At 55.6% G+C, this 17,581-nt stretch carries 15 protein-coding genes; 4 read left to right on the top strand and 11 right to left on the bottom strand.

Features of this window, described 5'->3' with window-relative positions; translation table 11 throughout:
* The 7 genes from DRW39_RS14460 to DRW39_RS14430 form a co-directional block, all read right to left on the bottom strand.
* A complete protein-coding gene (locus DRW39_RS14460; RefSeq protein WP_198664896.1) occupies window positions 1–1,755 on the bottom strand; it encodes an ABC transporter substrate-binding protein in 1,755 nt (584 codons plus the stop codon).
* Window positions 1,756–1,851: 96 nt separating this feature from the next.
* Window positions 1,852–3,384: a flotillin family protein gene (locus DRW39_RS14455; protein WP_116107770.1), complete on the bottom strand. Its 1,533-nt coding sequence runs from the start codon at window positions 3,382–3,384 to the stop codon at window positions 1,852–1,854.
* Between the two features lie 71 nt (window positions 3,385–3,455).
* Window positions 3,456–4,019, bottom strand: coding sequence for a hypothetical protein (locus DRW39_RS14450; RefSeq protein ID WP_116107769.1), 564 nt, complete (start codon window positions 4,017–4,019; stop codon window positions 3,456–3,458).
* 519 nt (window positions 4,020–4,538) lie between these two features.
* Entirely contained in the window at window positions 4,539–5,501 is a 963-nt protein-coding gene (locus tag DRW39_RS14445) for a septal ring lytic transglycosylase RlpA family protein (protein ID WP_116107768.1), read from the bottom strand.
* A 133-nt stretch (window positions 5,502–5,634) separates the two neighbouring features.
* Window positions 5,635–6,264, bottom strand: coding sequence for an inorganic diphosphatase (locus DRW39_RS14440; RefSeq protein ID WP_116107767.1), 630 nt, complete (start codon window positions 6,262–6,264; stop codon window positions 5,635–5,637).
* 24 nt (window positions 6,265–6,288) lie between these two features.
* The gene (locus DRW39_RS14435) at window positions 6,289–7,479 is read right to left on the bottom strand and encodes a hypothetical protein (protein ID WP_116107766.1); all 1,191 of its coding nucleotides are present in this window, start codon (window positions 7,477–7,479) and stop codon (window positions 6,289–6,291) included.
* A 37-nt stretch (window positions 7,480–7,516) separates the two neighbouring features.
* A complete protein-coding gene (locus DRW39_RS14430) occupies window positions 7,517–8,359 on the bottom strand; it encodes a zinc-dependent peptidase (protein ID WP_116107765.1) in 843 nt (280 codons plus the stop codon).
* Window positions 8,360–8,494: 135 nt separating this feature from the next.
* Here DRW39_RS14430 and pepT point away from each other — a divergent pair, with 135 nt between their 5' ends.
* From pepT to DRW39_RS14415, 3 genes are all read left to right on the top strand, one after another.
* Window positions 8,495–9,721 (top strand): peptidase T, encoded by a 1,227-nt coding sequence (gene pepT, locus DRW39_RS14425; protein WP_116107764.1) that lies wholly within the window; start codon window positions 8,495–8,497, stop codon window positions 9,719–9,721.
* 2 nt (window positions 9,722–9,723) lie between these two features.
* The gene (locus DRW39_RS14420) at window positions 9,724–10,152 is read left to right on the top strand and encodes a hotdog fold thioesterase (protein ID WP_116107916.1); all 429 of its coding nucleotides are present in this window, start codon (window positions 9,724–9,726) and stop codon (window positions 10,150–10,152) included.
* A gap of 216 nt (window positions 10,153–10,368) precedes the next feature.
* Complete coding sequence (locus DRW39_RS14415) at window positions 10,369–11,130, top strand: helix-hairpin-helix domain-containing protein (RefSeq protein WP_198664895.1); 762 nt, start codon at window positions 10,369–10,371, stop codon at window positions 11,128–11,130.
* 8 nt (window positions 11,131–11,138) lie between these two features.
* Here DRW39_RS14415 and DRW39_RS14410 read toward each other — a convergent pair whose 3' ends face one another.
* On the bottom strand, window positions 11,139–11,540 hold the full coding sequence (locus tag DRW39_RS14410; protein ID WP_116107763.1) for a PEGA domain-containing protein: 402 nt from the start codon (window positions 11,538–11,540) through the stop codon (window positions 11,139–11,141).
* Between the two features lie 142 nt (window positions 11,541–11,682).
* Between DRW39_RS14410 and glgB the strand changes: the two genes are divergently transcribed.
* The gene (glgB, locus tag DRW39_RS14405; RefSeq protein ID WP_116107762.1) at window positions 11,683–13,626 is read left to right on the top strand and encodes a 1,4-alpha-glucan branching protein GlgB; all 1,944 of its coding nucleotides are present in this window, start codon (window positions 11,683–11,685) and stop codon (window positions 13,624–13,626) included.
* A 12-nt stretch (window positions 13,627–13,638) separates the two neighbouring features.
* On the opposite strand, the gene DRW39_RS14400 is transcribed toward glgB, so the two are convergent.
* The 3 genes from DRW39_RS14400 to DRW39_RS14390 all read right to left on the bottom strand — a co-directional run bounded on the left by DRW39_RS14400 (window position 13,639) and on the right by DRW39_RS14390 (window position 17,538).
* On the bottom strand, window positions 13,639–14,754 hold the full coding sequence (locus DRW39_RS14400) for a lactonase family protein (protein ID WP_157976122.1): 1,116 nt from the start codon (window positions 14,752–14,754) through the stop codon (window positions 13,639–13,641).
* Between the two features lie 78 nt (window positions 14,755–14,832).
* Complete coding sequence (locus DRW39_RS14395) at window positions 14,833–15,399, bottom strand: transposase (RefSeq protein WP_116107760.1); 567 nt, start codon at window positions 15,397–15,399, stop codon at window positions 14,833–14,835.
* Between the two features lie 132 nt (window positions 15,400–15,531).
* The gene (locus tag DRW39_RS14390; RefSeq protein WP_116107759.1) at window positions 15,532–17,538 is read right to left on the bottom strand and encodes a TonB-dependent receptor family protein; all 2,007 of its coding nucleotides are present in this window, start codon (window positions 17,536–17,538) and stop codon (window positions 15,532–15,534) included.
* Between the last annotated feature and the right edge of the window lie 43 nt (window positions 17,539–17,581).

Here is a 17,581-nt window from a genome sequence, read left to right as displayed (position 1 = left end):
TTAAGAAGTAGGCCGCACCCGAATCGCATTAAAATACAGGTTCGGAGCCAGCGGGGTTAAGCTATAGTCCAGGCGTTTGGACACCACCAAGGTTGCGTTGGGTGAATACAAAAAGATCATGGGTTGATTTTCGTAGACGATCTCCTGAAAACGCTGGTACAAAGGTGCCCTGGCTACGGAATCTGTGGTAGCGGCTATCCGACGGATCAGGCTGTCCGCCTCGCTGTTGCTGAAGTGTCCGCGATTTGTACCGCTGGGCGGAATCGCCGTTGAATACCATCCCTGGGAGAAATCATCCGGAGTGGGGTCAAAGCCAAGGCCGTAGAATGAGGCCACGAAATTGCCGGCGTTTAGTCTATCGATCAGCGTCCGGCCTTCCTGCCTGACTACGCTGATATCTACTCCTACTTCTGCCGCGGTCTGGGCGATGTACAGACATACCCCTTCGCTGACCGGGTTGGCATAGGTCAGCAGAGTAAAACTGAGCTCCTGTTTATCTCCGTTTAGGCGTCGATCCAGAATCCCGTCCCCGTCCGTGTCCGACCAACCGGCCTCCGTCAGCAACTTCCGGGCTTGGTCGAGGTCAAAGGAGAGCGGGGTGAGCTCGCGGTTGTAATAATCTTTGGAAGGGAGCACCGGCCCGGTTATCCGCTGTGCCAGGTCGGGAAAGAATTTCTTGATAAGCAGGTCCACGTCAACGGTATGGGCCAGAGCGCGACGGGTCAGGCTATCGTTCAGTATCGGCTCATTCTGATTGAGCAGAATGGAATAATATTTAAAACTTGGAATGGAGACGAAGTCATAAATGGGTTTTAGATAGGCCTCGTCCCGGAGCATCAGGAACTGATCGATGGGCATATCGACAACCATGTCTACCAGTTGATCACGCAGGGCATTGGCCGTCGTGGTGTTGTCTGAAATAATTTCAAAAGTCAACGCCTGGGGTACAGCCTTCAGGTATTCCTCCCGGCGCTCTTTCGCCCAGTAGTCCTGCCGGAGTCGCAGCCGTATTCGCTGCCCGTCTTCCCATGACTTCAACTCATAGGGTCCGCTCCCGACTATCTTATCCGGCTTGTAGCCGCGTTCGGGACTATTGAAATCATCGGCGAACCGACGCATACCGTCGTTGGTCTCGCTTAGCCGTTCGGCATTCTCCGCATCAGTGAGTTCTTTTACAGCCACATCATCCAGTAGTCCTTCGGGATCGTAGGCGTACCGGGGGAAGACGTACAGGTCACCGATCGCCTCAGCGGACAAAACATAGGGTCGCTTCGTGAGCACACGGAAGGCCATGGAATCCGTTCCGGTCATGACCACGTCCGAGATCATGCTGTAATACGAACGATAGGGTCCCGCGCCAACTAGTGGATTCAGCAAAGCCTTGAGACTGAAGATCACGTCACCAGCCGTCACCCGGCTGCCATTAGGCCAGCGCGCAAGGCTGTCTATACGGTAATCGTACGCTAATCCACCGTCGGGGAGGGAGGTGACGGTGGGCACCGATGCCAGAGCAGGATCCAACTCGTAGGTTTCCGGGTTATGCCGGTTGAGCGTCTGAAATATGTGTTCAGCTACGTAGCGGGTAACGCTCTGTAAGGTGAGTAAAGGATTGAGCGTGGGCGGCTCGCTTTTGAGTACGATCCGTACTTCCTCACTATTTCTGCTATCCGGAAATTCGCCGGTTGGTGTAGTCTCCCCAGCGCAGCATAACATCATGCCGACCAAGGCGGACAATACTAACAAACGAAGATTCATGGGGCGTAGACAAAGTTCAAAAATGCAGGAGTCAAAGGTAGTAAACGCAACGCGCCCGATAGAGGCTATCGGGCGCATGCGCGTATATTAATCGTACTACTTCAATGGCTCCTCTTTGGGTTTCTCGGGTTTGGAGTGACCATTCTGGACCACTAGATGTTCCGGTAGTTGCATTCCACTCTGTTTTAGGAAGTCACTTAGCTGGGGAACCATGCCATATAGTCCCTGAACGAAATTACCTACTCCCTTACCGCTACCGTTATCATAAACAACGACTTTTTCTATGTCGATGTCTTTGATCGCGTCGGTCTGAATCCGACTAAGTTCGGCCAGTTTATCGAGCATCAGGTAGTTGATCGCGCTCTGCGCATCGCCACCGGAGGCCTGTACTAGTTTCTGGAAGCCGTCGGCCTGCTTACGCAATAACTCCTCCATACCCTGTGCTTCCGCCTGGTACTTCAGCAGTACGGCATCCGCTTCACCACGGGCGATCTCCCGCCGTCTTTCGGCCTCGGCCTGGGCCGCGATGATGGCTTTCTGCTTTTCTATATCGGCTACTACTACCTGCTCGGCTTCCATACGGGCCTTTTCGGTAGCAGCGCGGGCGATTTCGGCATCCTGCTCCGCGCGGTAAGCCTCTTCCCGAGCCTTGGCCTCCGCAACTTTTCGGGCCGCTTCCGACTGGCGACGGGCCTCCGCCATAGCGACGTCGCGGGCGGCGTTACTTTCGGCGATCTTGATTTCAGCGGTGTTCTTACCCTGGGTCGCCTCGGCGCGGCTGGCGGCCTCTCCAATCTGCGCGAAACTTTCCGCCTCGGACACCTTGATACGGCGTTCGCGCTGCGCTTCCGCTTCCCCGATCTCCGCCCGGCTATTGGCGGCGGCTACCTGAATACGCTGTTGCTGGAGGGCGGCGGCCTCCCCGATTTCGGCCCGGCTATTCGCGTCCGCTACTTTGGAACGCTGATCCTGCTGGGCTTCGGCCTCACCGATGCTGCCCGTCCGGAGCTCATTGGCCACCTTGATCTTGGCATCGTTGATGGCTTTCGCCGCGGCCTCCTGGCCTAATGCCTTGATGTACCCGCTTTCGTCCTGGATGTCCGTAACGTTGACGTTGATCAGTTCCAGACCAATCTTGTGCAGTTCTTCCCCGACGTTGCGGTAAACACTTTCTACGAATTTGTCGCGGTCGATATTGAGCTCCTCGATATCCATATTTGCAATCACGAGGCGCATCTGCCCCATGATGATGTCGTGGCTCAGGTTGCTGATATTGGTCCGGTCCAGCGCCAGCAGCCGCTCTGCAGCAGCCAGCATCAGGTGAGGCTTGTTGCTGATTCCAACGGTAAACTGTGCCGGAACGCTAACCCGGATATTCTGCTTGGAAAGGGCATCCTGCAGGTTCACGTCTATGGACAAGGGGGTCAGATCAAGGTATTGGTAGTCCTGAATAACCGGCCACACAAAGGTTCCGCCACCGGCGTAGCACTTAGCGGAGGCGTCACTACCCGTCCGCCCGTAGACAACCAGAATTTTATCACTGGGACAGCGTTTGTAGCGGCTCACCAGCCATACGGCAAAGATCATGATCAGCGCCACGATGGCAGCAGGCAGTATTAGAAATTCCATTTTACAAGGATTTATGGGTGAGTGTATTCCGGCCGCAAACGACGGTTTCCGCCGGCAACGTATAGTTGAAGTTATATAAGGTTTGGCGTATTAGCCACATGCCCAACCGGCCGAACCAGTACCACGCCGTCATCGGTGCATTCTTCGACGGTGATAAGCGTGCCCGTTGGGATCACCGCCTTTTGTGTACTGCGTGCCTTAAGTTCGCGTAGTCCCCCTTTTACTTCCACCCGGACGATACCCTCCCCCCCGGCGGGTATGCGGAGATACACCGTACCCTTTTGCCGAAGGGCATCTTCGGCCTGCCAGTTCACGTCGGCCTCTTGCCCGAGCAACCAGGAAACTACCAGCGAGAGTAGGTAAACCGCTACGGCGCCCGCCGCAACGCCGGCTAAAAGCGAAAGGAGAGGATTGGAAGAAGTGATGAGCATAATCCGCATCGTCCACGATCCAATTGACAAAAAGGTTAGGGTTGCCTTTACGATACCTACTCCACCCATTCCGGGAGAGGCTTCTCCTTCGGTGTCAGCATCGATGTCCATATCGAGATCCATACCGCCTATGATCCCCATGATCAATAGCAGTACCAATAATCCGCCGGTTATGAGCGAGAGGTAAGTAAGTAGCGTGATCATGAGTGAGCGGTTTTAATATAATATTAACGCTCAACCCATTACTTACCGTTTACCTGAAAGGTGGTCACCCGTCGATGGAATATCGCCCTTGGTCTATGATGACTCCATAGAAGGACTAGAAGGAAGCCTGCCGATGCAACTAGACCCGACTGAGCCCCGACAAATAGGGAGCATGGCAGCCGAGAAGAAGGGAGAGTACCGGCCAGGCAAACGCCATGAGATCTATCCGTAAATCAGGAACAGGATAACCCCCAGCATAAAGAGTATCGCGGCGGGTTGGAGGGGGGCATGCGATTGATTAGTCATGGCGAATGAAGGATGCTTGAATCAAAAACGAACGATCGACAAACAAGTTGCGTTTTAGCTTGATAAACCGACATTAAACTTGTTATCTGCCGTAAATATAGATTTTTATTTCATTTTACGGATACGTGTCAACACCATGTCCATTTTTTCACACACAAAAAAGGCCCTCCGCGGTAACGGAGAGCCTTTGACTCTTTAGGAAGTAGCGACCTGCTACAACTTGGAAACGATTCCGGTAAGCTTGTACTTGCCGGCAATCGTGCGTACGGCGGTTTGAGCATCAGTGACGTTGTCAAAGGAGCCGGAGTATACGCGATTGATCACCTCACCGTCCTCCTTGGTGACGGAACGGTAGTAAACGTCTTCCATTCCCTGATCTTTCAGTTCCTGGACTCGCCGGACGGCGTATGTCTCGTTCGTGTAGGCGGCCAACTGAATGGCAAATGATTCTTGTTCGAGGGCCACTTCCTCCGTAACACCCCGCGCTTGCTGCTTGCCGGGGGCAACGGTGGGCGAAGGTGGAGTTACGGTTTGCTCGTATGCGACCGGTTCTCCCTTCGGAGCCTCGGATATTGCCGGAGCGGGAGCGGGAGCCACGACCTCACGGGTGAAGACGCTGGGACGCTCGTCTCCGTCAGTTGCGGAAGCCGGACGCAGGACAGCGGATGGCGGTACCACTTCTTCGGCCACCGGAGCGGAAACTTCCGCCGCGGAGGCGACGTCCTGATGGGGAACCGGATTCCAGTTGCTGAAGCCGTCCGGCTGGATCGTGACTTCCGACCGGTTGTCCATACCGAGTTCCCTCGCGGCTGTGTTGCTCAGCGTAACTACGCACTCCGGGCATTCTTTGCCCCGGTCGGTAACCCGAACGACGACGGATCGGCCATTCTCAATATTCGTAACCCGCAGCAGTGTTCCTAAGGGCAGGACGGGATGACTTCCGGTTAGCTCGTTAGCCCGGTAGATTTCACCGTATGCGGTGGTAGTACCGTCGGCTTCCTTATCGTAGATTCCGGCAAGTCCGCCCTCACGGATCTCCGCGGCCGAGGCGTATGTTGTGGGGGTCGCCGTAACTTCTTTCGGATGGGTCGCGGGGGTGGGTTTATCCCACTCGAAGCTCTGAGCGCTAAGCGCGGTGGCCGATATGAGCAGACTAAAGCAAAGTAAGCGTTTCATCAAGGGGTGAAATTAGGGTAGTTAGGCGGGTAAGACGCATGGCCCTACTAAAAGTAAGGACCAAAAGTGACTTTACCCGGGTGAATATAACCGGTCAGTACGCCTTTTGCTCAAAATAGGGTCCGGTTTGGGGCTAATTTAACGCTTCATTATCGGTTTGCCACTTCCGCACCTCCCGCCAGGCGTAGGCCTCGTCTTCCCACCTGAGTAGCTCGACCACGTTCGGTCCTTTATAATTCAGGAACCAGGTTTCGATAATTTGTTTGGCCGCGTCATTACCCAGTGAAAAGTCCAAGAAGGTCGTGACGTCAAGGGTTCGGTCGGCCGGGTCGGCGGCCACGGCTATGATTTTAGTGTCAATCTCCCCCCGGTCGCGAAGCATCAACGCTCCTATCGGGACGACGCGCAATAAGGTACCGGTGGGTACGCTCTCCCCGATTACCAGAACGTCCAGCCCGTCCCCGTCACCACCCCGGTCACTGTCCATCAGCGTAGAAGGAACGAAGCCGTAATTGCCCGGATAGGGCAAAAAGCTGATCACCCGCGTCCCGCCGTCCTCAAGTGTATCATTTATGTAGCCACGCCCTGGATGGTATTCGATCTTGTGATTGGTCCCGGCGGGTATTTCAACGATGACGTTTAGCGCATCGCCGTCAATGCTGGGCAAGGTATAGGGGTCTACCAATACCGATTCAGCATCGACGTCGGAGTCGGCCGAACAGGCTACGAGCAAGCAACAACCAAGGTAAAGCAGCACGCGCATGGAGGTGTGTTTGGGAATTCCGCGCTAAGGTGCGAAATATCCTACGGTGCCCCCTACCCAGGTTTTCCCCTTATTGTAGCGCACCCCGATCATTTCACCCTTAGACAGGCGGACGAGATTGTTGACCAGTATCGGCCGTTCTTCATCCGGGGGCCAAAGGTACATCATGCGTAGTTCCACCCGCGCCGGCTCATCCGGCGTCTCCACGATCGGCACGTAGTTCACTTTCTTCTGTAAAATGTAGTGTTCCGGTTCATCGATCGCCTGGAGATCCTCGATCGTCGGGTGCAGGTTCACCCCCATACCGGCAAAGCTGTACAGTGGCTTTAGAACGTAAGCGGACAGGTCCGCCGGGTATTGGTCCAGTTCCGATAAAAAATGGGTTTCCGGAACGTAGGGGCTATCCAGAAAGGGGAGGCTGAACTTGCTGATCAGGAAAAACCAGTTCGGATGGCCCGCCCATTCCACCTCCGCCTCCTCGATCAGGTTAAACTTTCGTTCGAGATCGGTGCGGGCCTTTAATTCATCAAAGATGACCCGGTTAAAGATGCGGTGCACTTGCGTTCGCTCCCCGTCACGGTCGTAGTACAGTTTTCCGTCTACCAGATCTACCTCGGTGATACATACCTCACTGATGCCCAGTTCCGCACAGGCCACGATGAAGTCGATACGTGTTGTTTGGCTTTTAGGGTCCACCTCCAGGAGGATGACATGCCGCGGGTCGTGTCCGCCCAGAATTGTTTCTCGCAGTAGTTCCAGGTATTCCGCATCGCTGGATCCGTCGAAGCGGGCGGAGAAGCCATCGGGAATGGTAAAAAAGCGACGGAAACTGCGGTCGAGCAATCCCTGGAAGAAATAGAGAGAAGGGAAGCCCTGTACCTCCACTAACTGAGGAACGACCGTGCCATCTTCCGCCCGACAAACACCGAAGTCCAACTGCAGGAACAGCGGTCGCTCGTCCTGATTGGGTACATTCTCTCCGGGAGGAATGGCCCGGGCGGCCTGTTCAGCGTAACCGGGCGCGGTGACGGTCCCGATGATATCCGTACACGCCTGAAAGACTTTCTCCCGGAAGTCGGCGGGAAAGAAAACGGGGGTCTCCGCTACGTGAAACTTCGGGTCGTGATTGTACTGTCCACCCAGCCAGGCCAGCATGGCCTGGTAAGCTTCGTTGGAGAACGTATCGTTGTAGCGGCGGCGGATAGCTGGTATCATCAATAGGGTAACCCGCCCCAAATGGACATGTTTGCGACTACTCCCGTGTAGCCGCTACGGGGTCCTGATGGTCTACCGTCCCTACCCCGCCGTCGTGATCCAAATCCTGGTGGAAGATCCGCTCCATAAGGGAGAATAATTCGGGGTGCTTGTGGGCGAAGGCAGCCGGCCGATTGAAGAAGTATTCAGCTGCCACCGCAAAGAATTCGGCCTTATTGGTAAGGGCATATTTATCGATGTCAGAATCGCCATGCTGAATAGCCGCCATCTCGGAACGGATCATCTCCACCCAGGGGATCAGGTACTGATTGTCGAGGAAGTAATCGGGAATGCCGTCCGTCTCCCCGTCTGCTTTATCTAGCAGGTGGGTGAATTCGTGAATGCCGGTATTATTGCGCCCGGCGTTCTCGAATCCGGCGCGCAGGGCATGCTGGGATAGCAGGAGTTTCCCGTTCATATAGCCACCGCCTACCATACCGGCGATCGTGCGGTCCGCACCCTCCGTTGCAAAGGTTTCCTTGTTGAAGGTATTGGGATAGAGGAGCACCTCACGCAATTTCGGATACTGGTTCCAGTCGTCGAAGCCGAAGGTCGGAATGATGCCGCTGGCGGCTACCAGCACGCGGTCCAGTTCGGTCACTTCCGTATCGATACCGGTGATGGTTACCCGTTGGAAAAAGTAGCGCATCCGTTCCTGGAAACGTTTTTTCTCCTTCCGGTCGAGGGTCTTATAATAGGTCACCCTTTTCCTTAGCAGACGTCGCCATTGCTTCCGAAATTCGGGCAGTGGGCCCAACGGTTCGTCGCGAAACAGGTAATAAATCAGTCCGCCGGCCAGGCAGAGCACAAGCACGGCGACAAATGTGGTGGAGTAGGTCATTCGGTCGTTTAGATAAGGTTGTTTGCGGCGGAGCGCAGGTACAACGTAACTCAGTAAATCCCGTGCCCCGCCACAAATGTTCGAGACCCGGCACTCACCGACGGACGCACTCCCGACCCCAGGCTATATTGCGCCATGCAAGTATTAGATCGATTCCTCCGATACGTGGTTGTCGACACCCAGTCCGACCCTAATTCCCCCTCCCAGCCTTCAACGGCTAAGCAGTTTGACCTGGCTCGATTGCTATTTAAGGAGCTGCAGTCGCTGGGCGTTACGGATGTGGAGCTTGACGAACACGGCTACGTCTACGCTACGGTGCCGGCTACCGCCGGCCACGAAGACGCACCGGTCATATGCTTCTGCTCGCATATGGACACCAGCCCGGACGCCAGCGGAACGAACGTCAAACCCATCGTTCATGAAAACTACGACGGTACGGATATACACCTCCCGTTGGGTAGCCAGATCGTCATTCGGGCCAGCGAGTTCCCGGGCCTTTCCGACAATATGGGTGAGACCATCGTTACCTCCAGCGGCGACACGCTCCTGGGTGCCGATAATAAATCCGGTATAGCCGCCATCATGGCTGCCGTAGAGTATCTGATGCAGAATCCGGATGTACCGCACGGTCGGCTACGAATTCTATTCACGCCCGACGAGGAGATCGGCCGTGGCGTAGACGCCGTGGATATGGATAAACTTGCTGCCGACTTCGGATATACGATCGACGGAGAAGCCCGCGGCAGCATGGAAGATGAGACGTTCAGCGCGGATGCGGCCATCATTACCATCGAGGGGGTAAGCGCCCATCCGGGTTTTGGCAAGGACAAGCTGGAAAACGCCGTGAAGATTGCCGCCGATATCGTGGCGGCGCTGCCGCGTATGGGATTAAGTCCCGAAACCACGGAAGACCGGGAGGGCTTTATTCACCCGGTAAGCATATCAGGGAAAGCGGAAAGTGCCCGCATCGATTTTATCCTGCGCGACTTCGCTACCGACCAGCTGGTCGACCATGCCGGTGTCTTACAGGCCATCGTCGATGAGGTCGGACCGCGCTACCCCAATAGCCACATCAAGCTCGAGGTCAAAGAACAGTATCGCAACATGAAGGAAGTGATCCAGGATCACCCCCGCGTGGTTCGGCTGGCGGAGGAGGCCATTAGGTCGGTAGGTTTGCCCGTGCGAAAGGCAGCTATCCGGGGCGGAACGGACGGATCCAGATTGAGCTTTATGGGCTTACCCTGCCCCAATATTTTTGCCGGGGAACACGCCTTTCATTCTCCCTTTGAGTGGGCGAGCGTATACGAGATGAAGAAAGCCGCTGAAGTAATCGTAGCCATCAGCCAAAACAATGTGAAATGAGCATGATCTGGAAGACACCTCCTACCCTGGAAAGCATGAACGGAATGGGGCCGAAGACCCTGGGGGACGCACTCGGTATGGAGTTTGTCGACTTCGGCGATGACTATCTGGTGGCGGAGATGCCGGTGGACGAACGAACCGTCCAACCCTTTCGGTTACTGCACGGTGGTGCCTCCGTAGCGCTGGCGGAAACGCTCGGCAGCGTCGCGGGCTTCCTGGTGCTGGACGAGCCTGACAAGTATATCGCGGTGGGTGTGGACATTAATGCCAGCCACCTTAGAAGTGTCCGGGAGGGCGGTCGGGTCAGGGGTACCGTTCGGCCGGTCCGGGTCGGTCGAAGCGTACAGGTGTGGCAGATTGACATTACGGACCAACGTGGAAAACTGGTGTGTGTATCTCGCTTGACCTGTCAGGTAGTCCCCCGTCGATAATTTTTTTTGGATTTCGCCGATTGCCTAGACCGTCAAAAATTGCGCTTCGTCCCCGTCGGCCGTCACTTTGTGAGCAAGAGCCGCCGGGCGTCGGAACAAATTATCGGAGTAAACCTGCAAGGCTCCCTCACGTTGAATACATACTACCTGCGCTCGCCGCCCAAAGCTTTGAGGTTCAGTAGGTAAAGTTATAATTTTGCATCAAAGACACCCACTATGATTAAGTCTAACTACGTAAAGTCCAAGAAACAGTACAAAGTCTCCTTTGACATTCCGCAGGAACGAGTTGGCAAAGACCGGGACGTTCGTGTACTTGGCAACTTCAATGACTGGAGCTGGGACGACGGCCTCAAACTCAAGAGCGCCAAGAGTTCCTACACCGGCACCACGGAACTTCCGGCCGGCCATTACCAGTTCCGCTACCTCATAGACGGTCATCATTGGGCCAACGACGACAGCGCCGAAGCCTATACCGATAGCGGACACGGCACGCAAAACTGCTGCTTCTCCCTGGAGCAGGTAGCCGAGGGCACAAAGCCCGCCGCCAAGAAGGCTGCCAAAGCCCCCGCCGCCAAAAAGACAACGACTAAGAAGACCGGTACCAAGTCGGCCGAGAAAATAGAGGCTGCTAGCTCAGCGCCCGCCACCAAGCCGGTCGTAACGCCCAAGGCCAAAAAAGCCGCCCCCGCAAAAAAAGCTCCCGCTAAGAAGGCTACCGCTACCCAAGGCGATGACCTGAAGAAGATCGAGGGCATCGGACCCAAGATTGCCGGGCTACTGAACGAGGCAGGCATCATGACCTACTCTGACCTGGCAAAGGCCAAGGAAAAGCAACTCGCCGACGTCCTACAGAAAGCCGGAGCCCGCTTCCGCCTCGCCAAGCACGATACCTGGCAGGAACAAGCCAAACTTGCCGCCGAGGGGAAGACCGAAGAACTGAAGAAGATGCAACAGGAGCTAAAGGGCGGCCGCAAATAAGACACTTTTTAGTCACGCAGGCTATCGGGATGTGCCACTCCTTCGGGGAGTGGGTACAGTTCCATGTAGTAACTGGTGTATTCGATCCGGCAAATGGCGCCCGTGACCGCGTCAACCACGAACCCCGGCCACCACAGTAAATTGATGAACGTGATGCCATTCACCCGATTTCGCAGGAGTTGGGTGGATGGCTCGTGGTTTTCGAGCTCGTACGTCAGATAACGGGCCCGGGTAGTACGCGGGATTCGTGTGCGTAGCGGCGTACGCCCGAGAAAATGATTATCGAGGTACACGGCCGCCCCCGCCGGCCGGGAGTCAAACAGGACGTCGTCGGTGGTGCCGGAGAAAACGGTAGCACAGCTGCTGCATAGCATTATCCACACGGCACAGATCAAGTAAATTTTTTCCATGGGTTTAGATTTTGTCCTTCTAAGATGGGGGACTTGAACCTGTAAAATGCCGCCCGCAACTAACTATAGGAAGTATTTAACATAGCCGGCCTTTTCACGTTACCACCCTTAAGTCATATTAACTTTTAAACCCATTTTCCACGTGCCAGACACCGTTCTCTCTCACTCGCTCTTTACCGATTACGACATTAATTTATTCCGCGCCGGCAAGAATTTCCGCATCTACGATAAGCTGGGCAGCCACGTCATCGAAGTAGATGGAAAAAAGGGAACTTACTTTGCGGTCTGGGCACCCAGTGCCAAGTCGGTTGCCGTCATGGGCGACTTCAACGGCTGGGACAAAGGCTCGCACCCGCTTAACCCCCGTTGGGACAGCAGCGGCATCTACGAAGGATTCGTGGAGGGCGTAGAAAGTGGAACGATCTATAAGTATGCCGTCGAAGCCCAAAACGGCGATATCCTCGAGAAGGGAGATCCTTACGCACGCTTGTGGGAGACTCCTCCTAAAACGGCCAGCATCGTCTGGGATACCTATTACGAGTGGGAAGACTCAGACTGGATGGGTGACCGGTACAAGCACAACGGGATCGATAGTCCTTACTCCGTGTATGAGGTCCACCTCGGAAGCTGGCGCAAGAATGAAAAGAATGAAAGCCTGAGTTACCGGGAGCTCGCTACCGAACTGGTCGACTACTTGAAGGAGATGAACTACACGCACGTAGAGTTCCTGCCGGTGATGGAGCACCCGTACTTCCCGAGTTGGGGTTACCAGATTACGGGATACTTTGCCCCGAGTAGCCGCTTCGGTGGCCCGCAGGATTTCATGTACCTGGTCGACAAACTGCACGCGGCGGGCATCGGCGTCATCCTGGACTGGGTGCCCAGTCACTTCCCGAATGATGCCCACGGCCTGGCGCAGTTTGATGGAACCCACCTCTACGATCACGCCGATCCGCGTAAGGGTTTCCACCCCGATTGGAAAAGCGCCATCTTTAACTACGGGCGGAATGAGGTTCGCTCCTTTCTTATCTCCAACGCCCTCTTCTGGCTGGACCGCTACCACATTGACGGGCTGCGTGTAGACGCGGTGGCCTCGATGCTTTACCTCGATTACAGCCGCAAGCAAGGGGAGTGGATTCCGAACCAATACGGTGGGAACGAAAACCTGGAAGCAATCGAATTCCTGCGCGAGTTCAACGAAACGGTCTTCCGCGAGTACCCGGATTCCATGACCATCGCCGAAGAATCCACTGCGTTCAGCGGAGTTAGCCGGCCTACTTACATCGGTGGACTGGGATTCGGCCAAAAGTGGATGATGGGCTGGATGCACGACACCCTCAGCTACTTCAAAAACGACCCCGTCCACCGGAGCTACCACCACGGCGAGTTGACCTTTTCGCTGGTCTATGCATTCACCGAGAATTTCATGCTGCCCCTGAGCCACGATGAGGTCGTACACGGTAAAGGCCCCATCATCGACCGGATGCCCGGTGACGAATGGCAACGCTTTGCCAATATGCGCTTGCTTTACGGCTACATGATGACCCACCCCGGCAGTAAACTCAACTTCATGGGGGGTGAATTCGGTCAGTCTACCGAATGGAGCATCGAACGCGGAATCGACTGGAGCCTGACGCAATATAAGCCCCACGCTACCCTACAGGCTTTCGTAGCCGATCTGAATCACCTGTACCGCACAACGACCGCCCTGTACGAATACGCCTACAATCCGAAAGGTTTCGAGTGGATCGATATCGGCGATCACCAGAACAGTGTACTAAGCTACCTGCGGCGTGGCAAGGAAGAAGACGACGTGGTCGCCATCATCCACAATTTTACGCCTGCCGTCCGCTCGAAGTATCGGGTAGGTGTTCCCTTCGAAGGAACGTACACGCCGGTCCTCAACAGTGACGACGAGAAGTACGGTGGTACGGGTAACTATACACAGGAGGCCATGCAGTCGGTACCCAGCGAATGGAACGGGCGGCCCAGCCACATAGAACTGACGCTGCCTCCCCTGGCCACGTTAGTGTTCCGCTTTACACCCGACAAGAAGAAGGCTAAGAAAGCTAAAGCCAGCAAATAGCAGGCAGGACATTCAAAACAGAATGCAGACCGGAATGGGGGCAGTCGTACTAGCTACGTAGTCCAACATTCCGGTCTCTTTACTTCGGCTTAGGGTGGTGATGTTCTTGGAGCGTTGATTGGCTACGAGCAGGAAATCCTCCTCTGGCGAAAGCGCAAAATTGCGGGGCCAATCGCCGGCGACGGATTCATATTCCAGCGGGGTTAGGGCGCCACTCTCCTGATCGACTTCAAACACCACGATGCTGTTATGGCCACGGTTGGATCCGTACACGAACCGGCCGTCGGAGCTGGTGTGTATATCGGCGCAATAGCTTTCCCCGGTAAAATCATCAGGCAGCGTGGACCAGCTGTCAACGACCTGTAATTCCTCTCCGACACGGGAAATCTGGGTCACGGTGCTATTTAACTCATTAATCACGTAGATCCATTCGCCGTTCGGGTGAAGGCTCAGGTGGCGCGGTCCGGCGCCGTCTTCCATAGCCACGGATGGAGGATCGGCGGGGATGAGGTCTCCGGGTTCGCCGTCTATCCGGTAGTGCCAGACTTCATCCGTTCCGAGATCCACGGCCAATACTTCCTTATCGCCATTGATAAAGTAGGAGGAGTGCGCGTGGGGTTCTTCCGCTCCCCGCTGCCGGTGGTCCTGTAGGTCTAGGGGGTCGCTGAGTCGGCCGTCCGGATTGAGTTGTAGCAATTCCAGGCTACCCGCCGTATAGTTGGCCACGGTGACGTAGCCGTCTTCACTGACGTTAATGTGGCAAGGGCCTTCACCGCCGGCTGTTTGTCGATTGATGGGTTGCAGGCTGTCTCCCTCCACCGAGAAGCTGACAACGCGGCCCGCTTCGCCGTTGAGTTGCTCGACGGATACAAGGTGGCTGCGGTCGCTGTCGTAGGCGATAAAGGATGGATTATTGGCCTCTCCAACCCTGCTGCCATCGGTGATCGTTCCATCTTTCTCCAGCGTAAAACGGTAAATCCCCGGCTCGTGGACGCCTTCATCGTCGTAAGTACCCAGCAGAAAGGTCGTGCCCGGCTCCTCGGGGTTGACTGGCTCCGATTCGGGCGTGGATTGGGAGGCGCAGGCAACGAGGAACAGGAGGGGAAAGAGGTAGTGCGTATTAGACATCGGATGTGACAGTGGTGAAAATTTGGCAGACATCGGATGTCCTGCCGGTTGTCAGACGGCTAAATCTACCACTTTCCGCTAATCCAGGATGTCCATCTGCAGTAGCTTTCTGCCCAGCTCGATGTTGCACAGTCTGTCTGCAGAGTCAACATGACCGGCGTACTCATTATAGGAGCTGTATGGCCATTCTCCGGGATGCTTCACCAGATTAGCCTTTACCGGATTGTAGTGAACGTACCGCAGCCCGTAATGGAACGGTAGTAAGTGGTGCTTGCAGCGGGTGCGTTGTTGAAAGCGAGATCCGGTGAATCCGATGGTCCGATTGTACCCCTGTGAGAACCCCATCAGCGTCCTGCGGACGGCCTCGCTAATCGCATTCGTAGGCAAGCGTTTCATGACCTTTCCGTCCCGTTTCAGCACGACGTCCAGTGGATGATGCGGGGTAATCAATAAATGAAAATGGTTGGGCATAACACAGTACCCGAGGATGTCGGCAGCTGCCGCGAAATTCGACCTCACTTTATTGATAAAGTACAGATAGTTCTGGTGGCTGGTAAAGAGGGTACGGCGATCGTTAGCCCGATTGTACAGATGGAATACCTCCGGTAAAGCTTCCGCTTGTGGGAATTGTGCGTCCGTAATCATTGGATAGATATTGATGAGATCACAATGACGGAGTCCTCGCTCGCATGAGGTGAGAGTCGTGTTAATTCTTGCCTGACACATCCGATGTCTGACAAATTGACAGAACTGACACATCCGATGCTTAGGGGAGGGTTAGAAGCCTACACGTATCCCCGCAAACCAGTTCCGACCAGGTGCCGGCTGGTAGTAGCGACCACCGAATTGGGGGTTCAGATCATTGCCGAAGCTCATAGTTTGATCGAGCAGATTGCTCCCGCCGATATAAGCATCCAGGCGAGTACGGGCGAGATCTCCCCGCCACCCCAGGCGGCCCCGCACCAGATGGTAGGCTTCACCATAGACTGAGTTTCCATCGTTGAGGGGGATGGCATCGGTGTAGTTTTCGGTAATGGTGGTATAGAAGCCACCGGGAAGGGCCGCCGTTGCTTCAAGATTAACCACGTGCGGGGCGGTACCCGGGAGCCGGTTTCCGGAATAATCATCTCCCGCCCGCTCGTAAGAATCATAGGCGAAATCGTGGTAGGTGTAGCTTCCGTAGAGATTTAACCAATCGGTGGGACGGTAGCTAAGGGCCAGTTCCAGTCCACGCTGGTTGGTATTACCGGCGTTGCGGAACAATTGCGTGCCCCGCTCATCGGAATACGTACTGATGGCATTATCGAGGCGGAGGTAAAAGAGCGCCAATTCGTACTGTACACCGTTTAGATTCCCCTTTGCGCCGACTTCATAATTCGTTCCCCGTTCGGGCTGCAGGGAGACGTTAATACTGCCTTCGTTCGTGCGGAACTCATCGAGGGTCGGCGGACTGAACCCGCTGCTGACGGTAGCGTAGAGGCTATACCCACCAAAATCGCGAAGCACCGAAAGGCGGGGGCTTGCCACCGGGTCGATGCTGCTTTCGATGATGGCCGGCTCGCCAGCGGCATCGAACGTCCGGTCAACCCGGTAGCGGAGGTCACTGAAACTCAACCCCAGCGCAAAACGCCAGGCACCCAGATCGTATGTCGCCTGGGTGAACAGTACGTATTGCGTACTTAGGATTTCATCGCTGAAGTTCAGCTGTGTAGGGGTACCGGTTTCGTTGCCGAAGTTATTGGCCATGCGCATCTGTAACTGGGATTCGGCCCCGGCACTGATCTTCAAGACGGAGCCGGCCAGCGGGAGGGTGTAATCAAACGCCGTGCGACCGCCGGTGCCCAGGTTGGTTTCGCGCTTGTAATCAAAATTGAAGGGGTGATCAAAGTAGAAACCCGTACCGTAAAGGGTGGTAGCATTTTGCCAGCGGCCACTGGACCAATCGTGTGTCAGCCCGACAAGAAGATTGTCGTAGTTAATGCTGGCATTGGTTTCCGAACTTCCCGGACGGGCCTGGCGGCGATCGGCGGCGTACTGTTCGGCGTTGAGACCGCCGGGTAGCTCGTAGTACAAGTTAGTGTAGAGCGCATGTAGCTGTAAGCTTCGGTTCGTGCCGGTCGCCCAGCCGGTGGAGAACTGCGCCGTTTGCCGCCGGAGCGCGCTCTGCTCCCGGTACCCGTCCGTTTGTTGGTGGGCGAGCCGGAATTGGTAATGGCCGTCGTTGGGATTAGCGGACCGGTTTGCCGAACCCCACTGTACCTGCGCTCCGCCGCGAAAAAACCCGTAGGAGCCGCCCGAGATATCTACGCTTGCGTGTTCGGACAAGGTGTCGGTGGATAGGAGCAGCGTACCCGCCGTACCGGCGCCGTAAAGGCTTCCGGCTGGTCCGCGGATCAGCTCTACGCGGTCAATATTGTTTACATCGAGGAAGTTGAGCGGGGTGTCGCCACCGGGCTCGGTGAGGGGAATTCCGTTCCAGTAAATTTTAATATTCCGTACGCCGAAGGGGCTACGCAGCGTACTGCCCCGTACGCTGATCCGGTAGCTGCCCGGGGCCCGTTGTTCGAAGCGCACACCTGGCAGCCGGTTCATGGCCGGCAGGAGATCGGCCGTAGGGATCAGCTGTAATTCCCGTTCGGCAAGGGTACTCACGCTGGCGCCTACCCGATAGCCGGCCACCTCGTCGCGAAAGGCCGTAACGGTGGCGTCGGGGAGGGTGTAGAGCGTGTCCACCTGAGCCCAAAGGCCAGCTGAAAACAGAAGCAGAAAAAGGACACGGTACATGCAATCAATTTCTACCGAAAGCGCCCCAGCCCCAAAGTTGTTT

It is taken from the genome of Lewinella sp. IMCC34191, assembly GCF_003390935.1.
Classification (GTDB): Bacteria; Bacteroidota; Bacteroidia; order Chitinophagales; family Saprospiraceae; genus Neolewinella.
This window is presented reverse-complemented; position numbering and strand designations above follow the sequence as displayed.